Here is a 17688-nt window from a genome sequence, read left to right as displayed (position 1 = left end):
ACCACCGAGACCCGATGACGACCATCCTCCTCACCGGCGCGACAGGCTACATCGCCTCGCACACCTGGCTGGCGCTACAGGCCGCCGGCTTCGACGTCGTCGGCGTCGACGACTTCTCCAACAGCTCCCCGCTCGTGCTCGAGCGGCTGCAGGCCATCGGCGGCAAGCCGCCGGTCTTCGAGCGTGCCGACGTCTGCGACGCCGACGCCGTCGAAGCCATCTTCCGCCGCCACCGCATCGACGCGACAGTGCATTTCGCGGCCTTCAAGGCGGTCGGCGAGTCGACTGCCAAGCCGCTGGAGTACTACTCCAACAACATCGGCGGCCTGCTGACCGTCTGCCGGGCGATGCGCCGCCACGGCTGCTCGCGTTTCGTCTTCAGCTCCAGCGCCACGGTCTACGGCGACCCCGAATCGCTGCCGATCCGCGAGGACTCGCGGCTCACCGCCACCAACCCCTACGGCCAGACCAAGCTGATCGGCGAGCAGATCCTGCGCGACCTCGGCGCCGCCGACCCGGCCTGGCAGACCGCCTGCCTGCGCTACTTCAACCCCGTCGGCGCGCACGAGAGCGGGCGCATCGGCGAAGACCCGCGTGGCATCCCGAACAACCTGATGCCCTACGTGACCCAGGTGGCCGTGGGCCGGCGCGAGTTCCTGCAGGTCTTCGGCGACGACTACCCGACGCCCGACGGTACCGGCGTGCGCGACTACATCCACGTCGTCGACCTCGCCGAAGGCCACGTCGCGGCGCTGCGCCGGCTGTTCGACGCGCCAGGCTCGTTCACCGTCAACCTGGGCACCGGCCGCGGCTACTCGGTGCTGGAGGTCGTCGACGCGTTCGCCCGCGCCAGCGGCCGGCCGGTGCCCTACCGCATCGTGGCGCGCCGCCCCGGCGACGTGGCCGCCTGTTACGCCGACCCCGCGCTGGCGCGGGAACTGCTGGGCTGGCAGGCGCTCCACGACATGGACCGCATGTGCGCCGACAGCTGGCGCTGGCAACTGAACAATCCTCGGGGTTTCGAAGCATGAGCATTGCCGTCCAACCGGTCGTCATGGCCGGAGGCTCGGGCACGCGGCTGTGGCCGCTGTCGCGCGCCGGTTATCCGAAGCAGTTCCTGGTCCTGTCGGGCAACACCAGCCTGTTCCAGCAGGCCGTCGCCCGGCTGCAGGCGCTGGGCCAGGGCGCCGTGAAGGCCGCCGCGCCGCTGGTCGTCGGCAACGAGGAGCACCGCTTCCTCGTGCTGGACCAGCTGCGCGAGCTGGACATCGAGCCGGCCGCCGTGCTGCTGGAGCCCACGGGCCGCAACACCGCGCCGGCGCTGACGCTGGCGGCGCTGCAGGCGCTCGAAGGCGGCGCCGACCCGGTGCTCGTCGTCACGCCGGCCGACCAGACGCTGGCCGACGAAGCCGCGTTCGCCGCCGCGATGGCCAGCGCGATCGAGGTCGCCGCGCAAGGCGCCGTCGTCATCCTCGGCATCACGCCCGACCGGCCCGAGACCGGCTACGGCTACGTGCGCACCGAACGCAGCACCGGCGCGCGGGTCGTCGCCCAGTTCGTCGAGAAGCCCGACGCCGAGACCGCGGCGCGCTACCTCGCCGACGGAGGCTACTTCTGGAACGCCGGCATGTTCGTGCTCAAGGCCAGCGTCTGGATGGCGGCGCTGGAGCGCTGGCGCCCGGACATCGCCGCGGCCTGCCGCGCCGCCTGGGCGGCACGCAGCACCGACCAGCGTTTCGTGCGCCCGGGCAAGGCCGAGTTCGCCGCCGTGCCGGCCGAGTCGGTGGACTACGCGGTGATGGAGAAGTGCCCCGGCAGCGGCCAGGACATCCGCATGGTCGAACTCGACGCCGGCTGGAACGACCTGGGCGCCTGGGAAGCCGTCTGGCAGGTCGCGGCCAAGGACGCGCAGGGCAACGCCACGGTCGGCGACGCCATCGTGCGCGACAGCCGCGACACGCTGGTGCACGCCACCAGCCGGCTCGTCGGCGCCGTCGGCCTGGACAACATCGTCGTCGTCGAGACGCCCGACGCGGTGCTGGTGGCCGACCGCGAGCGCAGCCAGGAGGTCAAGCAGATCGTCGCCGAGCTGGGCAGCCGGCGCCGCGGCGAGCACACGCTGCACCGCAAGGTGCACCGCCCCTGGGGCTGGTACGACAGCATCGACTCGGGGCCGCGCCATCAGGTCAAGCGCATCCTGGTCAAGCCGGGCGCGAGCCTGAGCCTGCAGATGCACCACCACCGCGCCGAGCACTGGATTGTCGTCAGCGGCACCGCCGAGGTGACGGTGGGCGACAAGGTCATCCTGCTGGCCGAGAACCAGAGCACCTACATTCCGCTGGGCGAGGTGCACCGGCTGCGCAACCCCGGCAAGCTGCCGCTGGAGATCATCGAGGTGCAGTCGGGCAGCTACCTCGGCGAAGACGACATCGTGCGCTTCGAGGACACCTACGGGCGTACCGCCGGCTGATCCGGCACGGGGGCCCGGCGCGACCGGGCCCGCCCGCCGGGATCAGGCCCCGGCGCGGCCGATCGCGCGGTACTCGAAGCCCAGCGACTTCATGTAGGCCGGGTCGTAAAGATTGCGGCCGTCGAAGATCACCGGCTGCTTGAGCGCCGCCTTGATGCCGTCGAAATCGGGGTTGCGGAATTCCTTCCACTCGGTGACCAGCACCAGCGCGTCGGCACCGGCCAGCGCCTCGGCCTGCGAGGCGACGAACTCGAGACCCTGGAGCTCGCCCATCACGCGGCGCGCCTCGTCCATCGCCACCGGGTCGTAGGCGCGCACGCGCGCACCGCGCGCCAGCAGCGCGTCGACGATGACGCGGCTGGGCGCTTCGCGCATGTCGTCGGTGTTGGGCTTGAAGGCCAGGCCCCAGAGCGCGAACGTGCGCCCGGCGAGGTCCTCGCCGTAACGCGCGACGATCTTGTCGACCAGCACCAGCTTCTGCCGGTCGTTGACCGACTCGACGGCTTCCAGCACTTCGAGGTGCATGCCGTTCTCGCGGCCGGTGTGGATCAGCGCCTTGACGTCCTTGGGGAAGCAGCTGCCGCCGTAGCCGGTGCCGGCGTAGAGGAAGTGGGTGCCGATGCGCGGGTCGCTGCCGATGCCCTTGCGCACGCTCTCGATGTCGGCGCCCACCTTCTCGGCCAGGCGTGACAGTTCGTTCATGAAGCTGATGCGCGTGGCCAGCATCGCGTTGGCGGCGTACTTGGTGAATTCGGCGCTGGGCAGGTCCATCACCAGCAGGCGGTCGTGGTTGCGCATGAACGGCGTGTACAGCGCGCGCATCAGCAGCACCGCGCGCTCGTCGTCGGCGCCGACGACGATGCGGTCCGGGCGCATGCAGTCCTCGACCGCCGCGCCTTCCTTCAGGAACTCGGGGTTGGAGACGACCGAGAACTCGATGTCGACGCCGCGCTCGGCGAGCACCTCGCGCACCGCCTCGCGCACCTTGGCGGCGGTGCCCACCGGCACCGTGCTCTTGTCGACGATGACCTTGTGGTCGGTCATGTAGCGGCCGATGTTGCGCGCCGCGGCCAGCACGTACTGCAGGTCGGCCGAACCGTCTTCGTCGGGCGGCGTGCCGACGCCGATGAACTGCAGCGTGCCGTGGGCCACGGCCATCGGGATGTCGGTGGTGAATTGCAGCCGGCCGGCCGCGACGTTGCGGCGCACGATCTCCTCGAGCCCGGGCTCGTGGATCGGGATGCCGCCCTCGTTGAGGATGCGGATCTTGCGTTCGTCGACGTCGAGGCAGACGACGTGGTTGCCCATCTCGGACAGGCAGGCGCCTGTGACGAGGCCGACGTAACCGGTACCGACAACGGTGACTTTCAAATGACGACTCCCACGACAGTTCGTCCGCCGGAGCCCGGGAGCTCCGCAACGGGCCGCCAGTGTAGGGGAGCGCGCCGAGGCTTCGCGCGGCGGCAACGCAAACCGGGGGCGGGTGCGGCGCCACGGCGGCAGCGGCCGAATTCCCCCACCCGTAACCGATGGAGACCGGCGCCTGCGCACGCTGCTCTACAAGGCTCGCATGGCATCGTCCCCGGGGCCAGATCCCCATGAATTCGTCCCGCTCGACTTGGCCCTCGCCTGCCCGGCGCCACCGTCGCCGGCTTCGCTTGCGCGGGCCGCAGTGGCCGCGGCGGCGCCGCCGCTGCGCGTGCTCGTCGCCCACAACCGCTACCAGCAGCGCGGCGGCGAGGACGCCGTCGTCGACAGCGAGGTCGAGCTGCTGCGCAGCCGCGGCCACGCGGTGCACGAGTACCGGCGCGACAACCACGAGCTCGAGACCATGCCGCCGGCCGCGGCGGCCGGGCAGACGCTGTGGTCGCGGCGCACCGTCGCCGACATCGACCGTCTGATGCACGAGTTCCGCCCGGACCTCGTGCACGTGCACAACACCTTCCCGCTGATCTCGCCGTCGCTGTACTGGGCGGCGGCGCGCCACCGGCTGCCGGTGGTGCAGACGCTGCACAACTTCCGCCTCGTCTGCCCGCAGGGGCTGATGCTGCGCGAGGGCCGGCCCTGCGAGGACTGCGTGGGCCGCCTGCCCTGGCGCGCGGTGCGCCACCGCTGCTACCGCGACAGTGCCGCCCAGAGCGCCGTGCTGGCGACGATGATCGCCGGCCACCGCGGCCTGGGCACCTGGAGCCGCAAGGTCACGCGCTACATCGCGCTCAACGACTTCTGCCGTGACCGCTTCGTCGCCGGCGGCCTGCCGGCCGCGAAGCTGCGCGTGAAGTTCAACTTCGTCGACGTGCCGGCGCCCCCCGACGGGCCCCGCCACGGCTTCCTGTTCGTCGGCCGGCTCTCCGCCGAGAAAGGCGTCGGCGTGCTGGCCCAGGCTTTGCGCGCGCAGCGCCTCGAAGAGCCGGTCTTCGTCGCCGGCACCGGGCCCGAGCAGCACCTGCTCGAAGGCCTGCCCGGGGTCGTGAGACTGGGCAACCTGGCGCCCGAGCAGGTCTACGAGCGGATGCGCAGCACCCGGGCGCTGGTGCTGCCCAGCCTGTGCTACGAGAACTTTCCGCGCACGCTGGCCGAGGCCTTCGGTTGCGGCCAGCCGGTCATCGGCAGCCGGCACGGGGCGATGGCGGCGCTGCTCGAAGAGCATCGCACCGGCCTGCTGTTCGCGCCCGGCGACGCCGCCGCGCTGGCCTCGACGCTGCAGTGGGCCCTGCAGCATCCGGGCGAACTCGGCGAGATGGGCCGCCGCGCCCGGGCGCGTTACGAACGCGAGCTCACCGGCGAGTCCAACTACCGGCAACTGCTGGCCATCTACCGCGAGGCGATCGAATCCACATGCCAATCGAGCTGACATCGGCTAGCACCCCGCGCGTCACCGCCCCCGTGCTGGGCACGCCCATCGATGCACTGGACTGGGACCGTGCCCTGGGCACCATCGCGGCCTGGTCGGCCCGCCGCGAATCCCGCGTGATCTGCATCTGCAATGCTCATTCGGTGGTCACCGCGGCGCAGGAACCCGACTTCGCCGCCGTGCTGGCCAGCGCCGACATGGCGACGCCCGACGGCGCTCCGGTGGCCTGGATGCTGCGCCGCCTGGGCCACGACGGCCAGCAGCGCATCAACGGCCCCGACCTGATGTGGCGTTGGTGCGCCGAGGCGGCGCGGCGCGGCGACGCCATCTTCCTGTTCGGCAGCACGCCCGAGACGCTCGCCCGGCTGGCGCAGCGCCTGCTCGCGACCTGGCCGGCGCTGCGCATCGCCGGCAGCCTGTCGCCACCGTTCCGTGCGCTGACGCCTGCGGAAGACGCCGAGATCGTCGAGCGCATCAACGCCTCCGGCGCCGGCGTCGTCTTCGTCAGCCTGGGCTGCCCCAAGCAGGAGCGCTGGATGGCCGCGCACCGCGGCGCCGTGCAAGGCGTGATGATCGGCGTCGGCGCGGCCTTCGACTTCCACGCCGGGACCATCCAGCGCGCACCGGGCTGGATGCGCAATGCCGGGCTCGAGTGGCTGCACCGCCTGCTGAGCGAGCCTCGCCGCCTGTGGCGGCGCTACCTGTTCACGAACTCGGCCTTCACGATCGGCGCCGCACGCCAGCTGCTCGGCAGCCGGCGCTCGCCGCGTTGACGTTGCCGGTGCCGCGCCCGGCTTCGCGGGGCGCCGCGCGCCCCGCCCTGCCCGCGCGCGCTCGCGCCTCGCCTGTATCGCGGCGAGATGCTTTGTAGCGCCCGATAGACGCGCTTACACGCTGCGGTTCAGGCCGCCCCGGCCAAGACCGTAGTGAGGGGCACAGCGCTGCCGAACCACCTTCTTCGAGGTGGATGCCGGCCCCTCCAACCCCTGCGACAGCGACCCAGACCGCCCTTCCCGGCGGCGACGGCACGCCTTTGACGACCATGAACGTACACGCCAAGTTTTGTTTCGCCAGCCTGCTGGTTGCGCTGGTCGCCGGCTGCGGTGGCGGCGGCGCCGACTCCACGAGCGACGCCGACGGCCAAGCCGCGGGAGCCGCGACGGACGCTGCGCAGAGCAAGTCCGCCGCGGGCCAGACCGACATCGCCCCCGATCCCGGCAGCGACACGGCGGTCTTCACCGAAGCCCCGATCCAGGTCCCGCCGGGCGACGACGAGGCCTACACGGCCGCCGCGTCGCCGAGCACGGTGACGGCGAGCGCCTCGACGCAGAGCCCGGGCAGCGCCGCCGAAGACTTCGAGTCCGGCTTCACCAGCCTGCCGGCGGGCTGGTCCATCAACTGGTGGGGCACCCGACCGAACTACACGGTCGGGCCGGAAACGCGCAGCGGCTACACCCACGCGGGCGCCGGCGCCCTGCGACTTCAGGTCGGCACGGTGGCGTCCAACAGCGGCCTGAACCTCGTCTACAGCCGCGGCATCTCCAAGGCCGGCAGCTACGACGCCCAGGCTTACCTGAGGACCGACAACGCCAACGGCGCGAACGTCGAAGTCCAGCTCCGCCGCAACGCGGCGCCCTACGACGTCGTCGCCCGCAAGCAGCTCGTGCTCGGCACGAGCTGGCAGAAAGTCCACCTGAGCGCGGCCTACCCGTTCCCGGACGCCGGCTCGCTGCGCGTGGTGTCGCTGACCGCCAATGCCAACGTCTACATCGACGACGTCGCCATCAGCCCGATGGCCAGCGCCGAAGCCGTCGCCAACGCCGTGGTGCTGCCCGCCGCGGGCGGCTCGAGCGTCGAGGTCACGCCGGTGAAGACGACAACGATGGACGAGGCCTACACGACCTACGCCCCGGGCTGGACCTACAACTACTGGGGCCCGCAAAAGCCGACGTTCAGCGCCAGCCGGGAGACCGAGCCGGGCCACGTCTACGCCGGGGCGGCATCCCAGAAGTTCCAGATCACCAACAAGAACGGCGGCGAAGTCCAGCTCGTCTCGCGTTACGCCTTCACCAAGGGCAAGACTTACCGGGCGGTGGTCTATCTGCGCAGCGACGTCGCCACGCCGGTGCAGGTGACGATGCGCCGCGACACCCAGCCCTACGACAACTTCGCGGCCAAGTCGGTCACCGTGGACACGAACTGGCAGAAGGTGGAGATCGAGGGCACCTACCTCGCCACCTCCGACGGGAGCATGCGCATCGCGCTGAAGAACGCCAGCGGCACCCTCTGGGTCGACGAGGCGGTCATCGCGGAGGTCAAGCGCAACGACTTCGCGCCGTACAACGCCAGCGCGGCCATCCCCGACACGCTCTTCGGCATGCACGTCAACAAGCTCGGGACGCACGACAAGTGGCCAGGCATGAGCACGCGCATCCTGCGTCTGTGGAACACCGGCACGACCTGGCGCGATCTCGAACCGACCCAGGACGGCTGGAACTGGACCACCGGCGGCGGGATGCGGATGGACATGTACGTGAACTACGTCGCCAGGAACGCCCCCGGCGCACAGATCCTCTACACCCTCGGCCAGACGCCGCTGTGGGCCTCGAGCACGCCCGACGTCAACGGCCAGTACGGCATGGGCTCCAGCGGCGTGCCGCGCAACATGGACGACTGGCGCGACTACGTCCGCACCCTGGCGCGCCGCTACGTCGGCAAGATCCGCTACTGGGAGATCTGGAACGAACCCGACTACGTGCCGCACTACAACGGCACGCCCGCGCAGATGGTCGAGATGACGCGCATCGCCCGCGAGGAACTGCTCGCCGCCGACCCGGCCAACAAGATCGTCAGCCCGGGGCTGACCAAGGGCCAGGGCATGCAGTTCCTGGACTACTTCTTCGCGGCCGGCGGCGGCAACTACGTCGACATGGTGGGCTACCACTGGTACTACTGGATCGACCCGGAGATGGTCGGCCCGATGGTCGACAACCTGCGCGTCCTGATGACCACCTACGGCCTGCAAGCCAAGCCGATCTGGATGACCGAAGGCGCCTTCTACTGCGACACGACCCAGACCGACTGCAGCACCGCGACGCCGACCCTGGAACAAAGCCGCTCGACCAACGCCCGGGCGATGTTCACGATGGCCGTCAAGGGCGTGGCGAACTTCAACTTCCATGTCTGGGAGGCCAGCGACGCGTTCCGCCAGCTCGTCCAGGCCGACTTCATCACGCAGACCGAAGCTGGCAAAGCCTATGCCGAGGCGCGCAGCTGGGCCTTCGGGGCGCGGGTCGTCGACTCCTTCCGCGCCGGGTCCGGGGTGTACGTGGTGAGGCTCACGCGCGGCGGCGTCGACAGCTTCGTGCTCTGGTCCACCGTGGACGGCGAGACCGTCGCCATCCCGGGCGCCTGGAACGTCAACACGGTGCGCAGCATCACGCAGACCGAGTCGCCGCTGCCGTCGACGCGCCAGCTGCGCCTGGGCCTGGAGCCGGTGCTGCTCAAGCCCTGAGCCCGGGGCCGGCGTCCAGGCAGGCCAGAAGCCCGTCCCTGAAACGCTCGGCCATCCGCTCGATCGAGTACTCGTCGGCACTCTCGGCGGCCCGTCGGCCCATCTCGGCCCGGGCCGCATCGTCTTTCAACAGCCCCGCGCAGGCGTCGACGAAAGCGCCGAGTTCGTCCGCCGACACGACGCCGTTGACGCCGCTGCGCAGATAGGCGATCTCCGGTGCCGCACGCCCGTACTCGGTCGTGATCATCGGCAGGCCGGCGGCGAAAGCGTCCAGGACGCCGAGGCCGACGAGGCCCGGATTGAGCACCAGGTCGGCCACCGCCAGGCAGCGTGCCTTGCGCTCGTCGCGCACCGGCCCGACGTAGCGCACGAAGGGGTGGCACGCGGCGGCGTCCTCGAGCAGGCCGCGGTCGGGGCCGGCCCCGGCGACGAGGAGCTGGAAGCCCGGCACGAGGTTGCGCAGTCGCAGCGTCGATTCGATCAGCCAGTCGATGCGCTTGCCCGCGTACAGCGAGCCGATGTAGAGGCCGACCGGCCCCGGGCCCAGGCCGAACTCGGCGCGCAAGGCCGGGAGGCCGTCGCGGCGCGCGGCGGCGATGGCCGCGCGCAAGGCGGACGTGTCGATGCTGTTGTGCAGCACGGTGATGCGCGAGTCGGGCACGCCGGCGGCGCGGATCGTCGCGGCGCTGATGTCCGTGTAGGCGAACCACCAGTCGACACGGCGCGCCGTCCAGGCCTTGAAACGTTCGCTCCAGGAATCGGGGTCGGGGGCCTGCATGTCGCGGCCATGGCCCCAGAAGGCCAGCCGGCGCCGGCGCCACGGCGACAACAGCGGCGGCAGGTTGTTCAGCAGCTTGTTCTCCTGCGTCACGACGACCACCGCGCAGTCGCGCACCGCCGCGGCGAAGGGCTGCCAGCACAGCCGGCCGCCGAGCAGGTAGCGCGTCGGGATCCGGACCGCCCAGGGCAGCTCGGCGCCGTCGTCCTTGCTGGCTTCGGCCGGAGTGCCGACGCCGTGCAGCACACGCAGCTCGATGCCTTCGGCGGCGAGCAGCCGGCGCAGGTGCTCGAACAGCGGCACCCGGTAGTGCGTCATGCGGCGCTGCACGACGGCCACGCGCGGCTTCACCGCTCGCCTCCACGGCCATCGGGCGCGAGCCGCGCCACCGGCGCGCGGCCGACGAGCGCGGCAGCCTGCGCGAAGGCATCGGCATAGGCCTGGCCGACGACGCGCCAGTCGCGCCCGTCAAGACGCGGGCGCTCGGGGCGCGACTCGGTCTGGACCTTGGCCATCACCCGGCGCAGGTCCTGCGCCTGCAGCACGCCGTCGAAGAAGTGGATCCAGCCCGGGCCCACCTCCTGCGCCATCGCCTCGGTGGTGGGCGTGCGCGGCACCAGCACCGGCCGGTCCAGCGAAAGCGCCGCCAGCAGCACCCCGGAGTTGTGCAACTGCCGGTACGGCAGGCAGACCAGCTGGGCGGCGGTGATCTCGGCCACCAGCAGGGCGTCGGGCACGAAGGCCAGGGTCGCCGAGATGCGGCCGTCGTCGGACTGCATGCGGTCCACCAGCGGACGCATCTCCCGGGAGGGTTGGCCGACGAGGCGCAGCGTCAGCGCCGGGTCGTCCAGCGCGCGGAACGCGTCCAGCAGCACGTCCACGCCCTTGTAGGGCCGGATCGTGCCGGCGTACAGCAGCCGGCCGGCCACCGGTGCCTGCTGCGGCAAGGCGGTGAAGCGCTCGCGGTAGTGGCCGTGCGGGATGTAGACGCCGCGCCCGGCCGGGATCGGCGTCACCGGATTGATCGTCACGGTGAAGGTCGTGCGCCGGTCCAGCCAGCGCAGCACGGCCGCTTCGAGGCGCGAGCCGTCCTCGTGCGGCTGGAGGTTGTGCAGCGTGCGCACGACGGCGATGCGGCGCAGCCGCAGCACCTCGAGCAGCGCGACGAAGGCCAGGCAGCGCAGCACATGGAAACGGCCCCTGAGCAGCGACTCGGGCCAGTGCACGTGCAGCACGTCGTAGCGCAGCGACGCCAGGTTCTTCGCGCCGAGGAAGCTGAAGCGCACCCAGGGCGGCGCGAGCTCGACGATCTGGTCGACGTACTGGGTCGTGCCGTCGGGCGGATTGATGGACTCCAGCACGCGCAGCGGCCGCGAGCCGGCGACGCCGCGGGTCATCGCCGTGCTCCCGCGTCGCCGCGCGCCCAGGCCTGCGCGGTGTCGGACGCCGGGGCGAGACTCTGGCAGGCGATGCCGATCGCGAAGATGACGTAGGGGTAGATCAGCGTGTTGTCGGTCAGGAACATGATGTTGACGAAGAGCATCAGGATGCGCAGTTCCAGGCGCTGCGAAGTGCGGTAGAGCACGGCGTAGAAGCCGGCCCAGACGAGTCCCCCGTACTCGAAGAGGATCTTCAGCGAGTCGTTGTGCAGGTTGGCCTTGCCGAGAAAGCCCCAGCCGCCCTTCATGACCTCGTAGGCGCTGCCCGGCCCCATGCCCACGAAGGCGAAGCGCCAGGGGTCGTGCAACAGCTCCTGCACGGGGTAGTGGTACAGGCGCTGGCGCCCCATGCCGAGCTGGTCCGAACTCTGCGAGGTGTACTGGACGATCAGCGCATCGAAGCCGCCCTGCGTGTAGCGGATGACCACCAGCAGGTACAGCACGTTCAGCAGGATCATCGGCAGCGGCCGCAGCAGCCGGTCGACCCAGCGGCGCGGCAGCAGCATCGCGGCCACGACCACGATCGCGCCGAGCGCGACGATGCGCTTGAGCGTGAGGATGCACAGCAGCAGCGCCAGCAGCGAAGCCAGCCAGCGTCTCTCGCAGGCCGCCCAGGCCGCGAGCACGCCGAAGACGAAGCTCGTCGTGGCCTCGAAGCTGGAACGCGAGGTCATCGGATCGAACTCGACGCCGCCCACGCCGCCCTTGCGGACGTAGGTCAGCAGTGTCGCCACCACCGCCGCCCAGAAGATGTGCTGCCACGGCAGCCGGTAGCGGCAACCGAAGGCGAACGGCGACAGGCCGATCAGCATCAGGTAGACGTCCTGCAGGCCGGCCATGTTGCCCAGCGGCGCGAGCAGGGCCGCGGCGGCGATCAGCACCAGGTACGGCGGCGCGTTCGGCGACCAGGTCAGGCGACCGGTGGCCAGCACGGCCAGCAGCGCCAACGGCGGGATCACGTAGGTCACCAGGCGCAGGCTGCCGACCAGCATCGTCATGCCGAGCGCGGCGATGCAGATGCCGGCGACCAGCATGTCCAGACGCAGCAGGCTGCCCAGCGGCTCGCGGCGGGGCTGCAGGATGGTGTACTTCATCGGCTGGCCTGGGCCGCCGCGCGGCCCCCCGCAGCCTGCAGCCGCAAGGGCACGCGGCCGACGACCAGCGGCTCGCCCGGCCGCCACGCCAGCGTGTCGCCCCAGGGCGTCTGCGCTCGTGCCATGCCCCAGTCCGCCGGCACGCGCAAGGCCTCGTCGCGGCGCTGCGACCAGACGAGCACCGACGCGTCCCCGCCGCGCCGAAGGCGCACCGCGATGCCGGCCTCGCCCCAGGGCTGAACCGATTCGACGCGGGCGTCGCGCAGCCAGTCGCCCAGGCTGGCGAAGGCCTCGCCGGCGCGTGTCACCAGCTTGCGGTCGGGGTCGAAGAGCGGCACCGCCCGGCGGCCCGAGCCTTCGACCGTGTAGTACGCCGACGCGGCCACGCCCTCCAGCCACATCGTCAGCACGTAGCGCATCGGCAGCGCGTCCAGTTCGTCGCCGGCCAGTCCTTCGAAGGCGCAGGGGCTCTCGCGCCCCGGGTTGCACCAGGGAGCGCCCTCGGTGTTCCACAGCGGCAGCTGGCCGGCGCCGCGGCGCTGCATCAGCGCGCGCAGGTTGCGCACGCGCGGCACCAGGCTTTCCGGCGCGGCACGCACGTACCAGTGGAAGCCGATGGCGTCGACATAACGCCCTCCGCCCTGGGCCAGGAAGCGGTCGAGCGCGGCGTAGCCGTTGCCGGTGAAGCCGGGCGAGACGAGGCGGTTCTCCGGGTCCACCGACTTCAGCACCTGAGACGCCACGCGGGCCAGCTCCACGAGGGACAGCGTCGGCACGTAGAAGCGCGCGTAGTCGGGCTCGTTCCACAGCTCCCACCAGCGGATGCGCCCCTTGTAGCGCTGGGCGAGCGTCTGCACGTAGTCGCGCCAGGCATCCAGGCTGGCCGGCGCGCCGCAGGTGCCGGTGCCGTAGGCACAGGTGGCCTGCGGGCTGGCCGAGGCCCAGGCCGGCGGCTGGCCCAGCGTCATCAGCAGCGTCGCGCCGGGGGCGCGACGCTGCACGACCCCGACCAGGTCGTCCAGCTGCTTCCAGGCGTCGGCGCTGCGCGCCGTCCAGGCTTCGGGAGTCGGGGCGAGGTGATGCCAGTTCGTGCGCATGTCCCAGATGCGCACGAGCCCGGTGCCCAGCGCCGGCACCGTGCGGTACTGGGCGAACTTGTTCAGGTGCACGCCGAGCAGGCGAGCGTCGAAGGGCGGCGGCGTGCCGGCGCTGCCGAGGCTGACGCGACCCAGATCCTCGATCTCGGGCGTGCCGACCTGCAGCTGCACGCGCGGCGAGCGCGGCACGATGCGCAGGTCGAATGCGCCGGGTTCGTCGTAGGCCACCCACTCCAGCTCGGCGCTGCGGCCCGCCTCGTCGAGTTCCAGATCCTCTTGCACGACGGCGTCGTACGGCGCCGCGCTGCGCCGCACCATCAGCTGGATGCGGCTGCCCGGCTCGCCGGAAAGCCGCACCCGGACACGGTACCGGTGGTCGGCGACGAGGTTCAGCGGGTAGACGACGTGGGCCCGCGCGCCCTGGGCGTCGCCGTCGCGGCCGACCAGCAGGACTTCGGCCGGCCGGGCCGGTGCGGTGCGCAGCCGGGCCTCGGCCGCGTCGCCGAAGCGGTTGAGCTGCCAGCCGCTGCGCCGCTCCTGCGCCGCCGCCCCGCCGGCCGAGACCGCGGCCAGCACGGCCGCCAGCAGCAGGCCGCAGGCCCGCAGCGCCGACGCCTGCCGCCGCCTCATGCCTCGCCCCTGCCGAGCAGCCGCCGCAGCGCGGCGAGCTGCACGCGGTTGATCTCCAGCGCCGCGGCGCGGGCGCTGCGCCCCATCGCCTCGGCCTGATCGTCGCGGCGCAGCAGCGTGCAGATCGCCGCGGCCATCGCCTGCGGGTCGTCGTCGGGCACCATGCTGAAGGCGCTCCCGGCCCAGGCCTCCAGGCCGCGGGCTCCGCTGCGCGTCGTGACCAGCGGCAGGCCGTAGGCCAGGGTCTCCAGCGACTTGATGCACAGGCCCGTGCCCGAGCGCACCGGGTTCAGCGCCAGCGCCGCCTGGGCGTAGGCCTCGCCGATCGCCGTCACGCGGCCGAGCTTGCGCAGGCCGGGCGCGTCGGCGACCGCCTGGCCGACGTCGCCGGCGATCAGCAGCTCGAAGTCCGGCAGCTCCTGCTGCACCCGCGGCAGCACCTGCCCGACGAAGTAGCGCGCGCCTTCGGCGTTCACCGGGTTGTGCGAGCCGACGAGCAGCGCGCGCCGTGCCCGCGCGCGCCGCACCGGCGCGGCCGGCTCGAAGACGTGGCCCACGGTCTCGACGGTGGTCGAGGTGCCGGCCAGCAATGCGGAGAAGAACGCCGCCTCGTCGTCCTGGATCGCGATCACCGCGTCGGCGCGCGCCAGGCCGCGGCGCTCGTCGGCTTCGGCGAGCGAGAACCAGCCGTAGGCCTGCCCGGCCTCGCGCGCGGCACGGTGGCGGCGCGTGAAGCGGTCGTGCGTGTCGATGACCGTGCGCACCCCGGGCGGGAAGACGCAGGCGGCGCGCGACAGGTAGACGTACTCGATCAGCACCGTGTCGAAGCTCTCGCGCGCCTGCAGCTCGCGCAGCCGGGCGTCGAGCCGGTCGTCGTACCAGGCGTCGAGCGTCCACAGCCAGCCGGCGTCCAGGTTCAGGCGCTGGCGCAGGCGCCGCGCCGCGTGCTCCCAGGCCCAGGCCGGCCCGCGGCGGCGCTCGAAGGGCAGCACGTGCAGGCGGCGGCCGTAGTGCCGCGACATCTGCGGGTCCAGGCCGCTGCCGGGGCGCACCAGCGCCGCGAAATGCAGCTCGTGGCCGAGGCCGGCGATGACCTCGGTCAGCGTGCGGATGCGGGCGCGGTTGCCCGAACTCGTCGGGAACGGCGGCACATCGGAGACGACCAGGACCTTGCCGCCGCGGGCGGCGGCCGTCCCGGGGCGGCGCAGGGCCGGCTCGTGCACCGGCGGATCCATCGGCTGCGCGTTCATGGCCGTGCCCAGCCGAGATCGCGCGCGCGGCGGTGCTGGCGCTCGCGCAGCCCGTCGCAGGCCTGCACCAGGCGCGTGTTCCAGGCGCCGGCCACGGCCTCCAGCTCGAAGGCGCGCTCCACGAGGGCCGGCCCGGTGAGGTGCTCGGTCGGCAGCGCGAGCGCGGCGCAGTCGATCGACTCGAGGAAGTCCAGGCACTTGGGCTGGTAGCTCAGCGACAGGTTGGGAATGCCCAAAGCGCTGGCCAGCACGGTGGCGTGCAGGCGCTGGCCGACGACGAAGCGGCAGGCCCGCAGGCGCTGCAGGCACAGCTGCACGTCCGGGTCGAAGCGGTGCACGACGAAGCCGGGGTCGTCCACCTCCCGGGCGAGCGCGGCGCCGGCGTCCGAGTCGATGTCGTGCAGCGGGATGAAGTGCACGCGGTAGCCCCGCGCCAGGAACTCGCGCAGCGCATGCAGCGCAGCCTGGTACACGCCGTCGGCCGAGCCCTGCACCGGGTCGTGGCTGCCGAGGTTCAGGCCGACGACGCGGCCGCTGCCGGCGTCCCAGCTCGGCGCGGCGACCGACACCGCCGGGTCGCCGACGATCTCGGCGCTGCCCAGGCCCTGGCGGCGCATCCAGTCCAGCGAACGCGGGCCGCGCACGCCGAGGTACTGCGCGCCGCGCAGCACGCGCACCCACTCGGCCTCGTCGCCGCGGCCGCGGCCGCCGTGCTGCGCCCAGTACGCCAGGTCGGCGACGCCGGTGCCGAAGACGCAGATGCGGCCGCCGAGCTCGTTGGCGCGCTGCATCGCACCCAGGTAGGCGCGCACGTTGATCAGCGTGCCGCCGCCGAGCACCACGTCGGCGTTGCGGCGTTCGGCCATCCAGGAGACCGGCGACCAGTCGTCGAACGGCACCACCAGCGCGTCGGGCGCGATGGTGCTGCGGAAGGCCTGGTACAGCGCCTCGTCGCCGATGTTGCGGTGGCCGAGCCAGCCGATGTAGCGCACGCAGGGCGCCGACGGTGCGAGGCGATAGTCCTCCCAGCGCCTCAGGTAGGCGTAGCGCCCGAAGCGCACCAGCGGGAACCGCTGGTAGCGCGATCGCAGACCGAGACCGAGCCTCATCCGAACCCTCCGACTAGCGCGCCAGGTAGCTGGCCACGGCGCGCAGCTGGCCCCAGCCCGTGAGGGCCGCCAACACGACGTAGACCCCGAGATACGACGCCGACAGCAGACCCAGCTGCAGCACCGGCGACGGCGGCAGCAGCCCCGACGCACGCAGCCACTGCACGCCGGCGAAGGCCACCGCGGCCGAAACGAAGAACGGCGCCCCGTGGCGCAGCAGGCTGCGCACCGGCATGCGCAGCAGGCGCAGCACCAGCCAGTAGGTCACCGGCGTGATCGACAGCTGGCACACGGCGAAGACCACCGCCAGCTCGTAGGCCGAGCCCGCCGGGACCAGCGCCAGCGCCGCGAGCGTGACGCTCGCCTTGGCGATCGTCATCAGCGCGATGTAGTGCGGCCGGCCCAGCGCGTTGAACACCGAGCCGTTCATGAACTGCACGCACTGCACCGCGCCCAGCAGCATCAGCACCTGCATGACCGGGGCCGAATCGGCCCAGCGCTCGCCGAAGACGGTGCGCGTCAGCTCGGACGCCACCGCGGCGACGCCGACGAAGACCGCGGTGCCGACCGCCGAGCCGATCGTCAGCGTCTTCGTGTAGGCCGCACGCAGGCGGTCGACGTCGTGCGCGATGCGCGACAGGGCGCTCAGCGAGACGCCCATCACCGACGAGGACAGCAGCTGCATCAGCGTCTGGTAGATGCGCGAGCCGACGCTGTACAGGCCGAGCGCGGCCGTGCCGTGCAGCGTGATGATGATCAGCTCCACCGCGCGCGCGGACACGAAGTCGGCCACGCGGTAGGTCGTCACGCTGCGGCTGAAGGCGAAGATCTCGCCGAAGCTCGCGCGGTCGAACTGCCGCGACGGCCGCCACAGCGGCCGGCGCCACATCCAGGCCGCGCTCAGCCCCGCGGCGAGCACGGCCTGCACGACGAGGCTCCAGGTGCCCCAGCCGGCGAAGGCCAGCGCGATCGCCAGCGCCCCGGCGAAGGCGGTGACGACGAGCAGGCGCGCCGCCAGGTAGCGGTACTGCAGGCCGCGGCGGTAGAAGGCCTCCTGGAACATCCACAGCGAGCTCAGCGGCAGCCCCAGCGCGGCGACCGCGAGGTAGGGCGCGAGGTCCTCGGCGCGCATCGCGCCTGCGATCCACGGCGCGCCCAGCGCCACCGCCAGCGCCAGCGTGCAGGCGCTGGCGATCGACACGACGAACGGCAGGTTGGCCTCGTGCGGCTGCAGGTTCTGCCGCTGCACCAGGGCGTCGCCGTAACCCTGCTCACCGAGGATCTGCAGGAAGGAGACGACGACCATCACCGCCGCCGCGGCGCCGAGCTGCTCGGGCGTCAGCAGCCGCGCCAGCACGAGGAAGAGCAAGAAGGTCAGCGCCTTGCCGCCCCAGCTCTGGACGACCGACCAGAGCAGCCCGCGCAGCGCCAGGCGCTTGAGCTCGCCGCTCAC

At 72.1% G+C, this 17688-nt stretch carries 13 protein-coding genes; 5 read left to right on the top strand and 8 right to left on the bottom strand.

Features of this window, described 5'->3' with window-relative positions; all coding sequences use genetic code 11:
- The first annotated feature begins 14 nt into the window (after positions 1–14).
- Positions 15–1031 carry a UDP-glucose 4-epimerase GalE gene (gene galE, locus RGE_RS05325; protein ID WP_014427299.1) on the top strand — a complete coding sequence of 339 codons (1017 nt, stop codon included), beginning with the start codon at positions 15–17 and terminating at the stop codon, positions 1029–1031.
- Positions 1028–2470, top strand: coding sequence for a mannose-1-phosphate guanylyltransferase/mannose-6-phosphate isomerase (locus tag RGE_RS05320; RefSeq protein ID WP_014427298.1), 1443 nt, complete (start codon positions 1028–1030; stop codon positions 2468–2470). Before galE ends, RGE_RS05320 begins: the two co-directional genes overlap by 4 nt.
- A 42-nt stretch (positions 2471–2512) precedes the next feature.
- Here RGE_RS05320 and RGE_RS05315 read toward each other — a convergent pair whose 3' ends face one another.
- Positions 2513–3841, bottom strand: a complete 1329-nt coding sequence (locus RGE_RS05315; RefSeq protein WP_014427297.1) for a UDP-glucose dehydrogenase family protein — start codon at positions 3839–3841, stop codon at positions 2513–2515.
- Between the two features lie 247 nt (positions 3842–4088).
- On the opposite strand from RGE_RS05315, the gene RGE_RS05310 reads away from it, so the two are divergent.
- The 3 genes from RGE_RS05310 (at position 4089) to RGE_RS05300 (ending at position 8838) form a co-directional block, all read left to right on the top strand.
- Positions 4089–5324, top strand: coding sequence for a glycosyltransferase (locus RGE_RS05310; protein WP_232504990.1), 1236 nt, complete (start codon positions 4089–4091; stop codon positions 5322–5324).
- Positions 5309–6097: a WecB/TagA/CpsF family glycosyltransferase gene (locus RGE_RS05305; RefSeq protein WP_052310966.1), complete on the top strand. Its 789-nt coding sequence runs from the start codon at positions 5309–5311 to the stop codon at positions 6095–6097. Before RGE_RS05310 ends, RGE_RS05305 begins: the two co-directional genes overlap by 16 nt.
- A 269-nt stretch (positions 6098–6366) precedes the next feature.
- A complete protein-coding gene (locus tag RGE_RS05300) occupies positions 6367–8838 on the top strand; it encodes a glycosyl hydrolase (RefSeq protein ID WP_014427294.1) in 2472 nt (823 codons plus the stop codon).
- Here RGE_RS05300 and RGE_RS05295 read toward each other — a convergent pair.
- Genes RGE_RS05295 through RGE_RS05265 form a run of 7 tightly spaced genes read right to left on the bottom strand, consistent with a single transcriptional unit; the run spans position 8828 to position 17688 of the window.
- Positions 8828–9967 carry a glycosyltransferase family 4 protein gene (locus RGE_RS05295; RefSeq protein ID WP_014427293.1) on the bottom strand — a complete coding sequence of 380 codons (1140 nt, stop codon included), beginning with the start codon at positions 9965–9967 and terminating at the stop codon, positions 8828–8830. The two genes, RGE_RS05300 and RGE_RS05295, sit on opposite strands and share 11 nt — an antisense overlap.
- Complete coding sequence (locus tag RGE_RS24250; RefSeq protein ID WP_014427292.1) at positions 9964–11013, bottom strand: glycosyltransferase; 1050 nt, start codon at positions 11011–11013, stop codon at positions 9964–9966. The genes RGE_RS05295 and RGE_RS24250 overlap by 4 nt, the downstream gene beginning before the upstream one ends.
- Entirely contained in the window at positions 11010–12149 is a 1140-nt protein-coding gene (locus tag RGE_RS24245; RefSeq protein ID WP_014427291.1) for an O-antigen ligase family protein, read from the bottom strand. Before RGE_RS24245 ends, RGE_RS24250 begins: the two co-directional genes overlap by 4 nt.
- On the bottom strand, positions 12146–13876 hold the full coding sequence (locus RGE_RS05280; protein WP_014427290.1) for a glycoside hydrolase 5 family protein: 1731 nt from the start codon (positions 13874–13876) through the stop codon (positions 12146–12148). The genes RGE_RS24245 and RGE_RS05280 overlap by 4 nt, the downstream gene beginning before the upstream one ends.
- Positions 13873–15126, bottom strand: coding sequence for a glycosyltransferase family 4 protein (locus RGE_RS05275; protein WP_081528203.1), 1254 nt, complete (start codon positions 15124–15126; stop codon positions 13873–13875). Before RGE_RS05275 ends, RGE_RS05280 begins: the two co-directional genes overlap by 4 nt.
- A complete protein-coding gene (locus RGE_RS05270) occupies positions 15123–16235 on the bottom strand; it encodes a polysaccharide pyruvyl transferase family protein (RefSeq protein ID WP_043783828.1) in 1113 nt (370 codons plus the stop codon). The genes RGE_RS05275 and RGE_RS05270 overlap by 4 nt, the downstream gene beginning before the upstream one ends.
- A 13-nt stretch (positions 16236–16248) precedes the next feature.
- The gene (locus tag RGE_RS05265; RefSeq protein ID WP_014427287.1) at positions 16249–17688 is read right to left on the bottom strand and encodes a lipopolysaccharide biosynthesis protein; all 1440 of its coding nucleotides are present in this window, start codon (positions 17686–17688) and stop codon (positions 16249–16251) included.

It is taken from the genome of Rubrivivax gelatinosus IL144 (genome assembly GCF_000284255.1).
Taxonomy (GTDB): domain Bacteria; phylum Pseudomonadota; class Gammaproteobacteria; order Burkholderiales; family Burkholderiaceae_C; genus Rubrivivax; species Rubrivivax gelatinosus_A.
The sequence above is the reverse complement of the archived record's forward strand: the minus strand, read 5'-3'. Positions and strand labels throughout refer to the sequence as shown.

Excerpts from the sequence above, each read along its gene's own strand:
- RGE_RS24245 (WP_014427291.1), bottom strand. The coding sequence starts at position 12,149 with ATGAAGTACACCATCCTGCAGCCCCGCCGCGAGCCGCTGGGCAGCCTG.
- RGE_RS05270 (WP_043783828.1), bottom strand. The coding sequence starts at position 16,235 with ATGAGGCTCGGTCTCGGTCTGCGATCGCGCTACCAGCGGTTCCCGCTG.
- RGE_RS24250 (WP_014427292.1), bottom strand. The coding sequence starts at position 11,013 with ATGACCCGCGGCGTCGCCGGCTCGCGGCCGCTGCGCGTGCTGGAGTCC.
- RGE_RS05320 (WP_014427298.1), top strand. The coding sequence starts at position 1,028 with ATGAGCATTGCCGTCCAACCGGTCGTCATGGCCGGAGGCTCGGGCACG.
- galE (WP_014427299.1), top strand. The coding sequence starts at position 15 with ATGACGACCATCCTCCTCACCGGCGCGACAGGCTACATCGCCTCGCAC.
- RGE_RS05280 (WP_014427290.1), bottom strand. The coding sequence starts at position 13,876 with ATGAGGCGGCGGCAGGCGTCGGCGCTGCGGGCCTGCGGCCTGCTGCTG.
- RGE_RS05275 (WP_081528203.1), bottom strand. The coding sequence starts at position 15,126 with ATGAACGCGCAGCCGATGGATCCGCCGGTGCACGAGCCGGCCCTGCGC.
- RGE_RS05300 (WP_014427294.1), top strand. The coding sequence starts at position 6,367 with ATGAACGTACACGCCAAGTTTTGTTTCGCCAGCCTGCTGGTTGCGCTG.
- RGE_RS05305 (WP_052310966.1), top strand. The coding sequence starts at position 5,309 with ATGCCAATCGAGCTGACATCGGCTAGCACCCCGCGCGTCACCGCCCCC.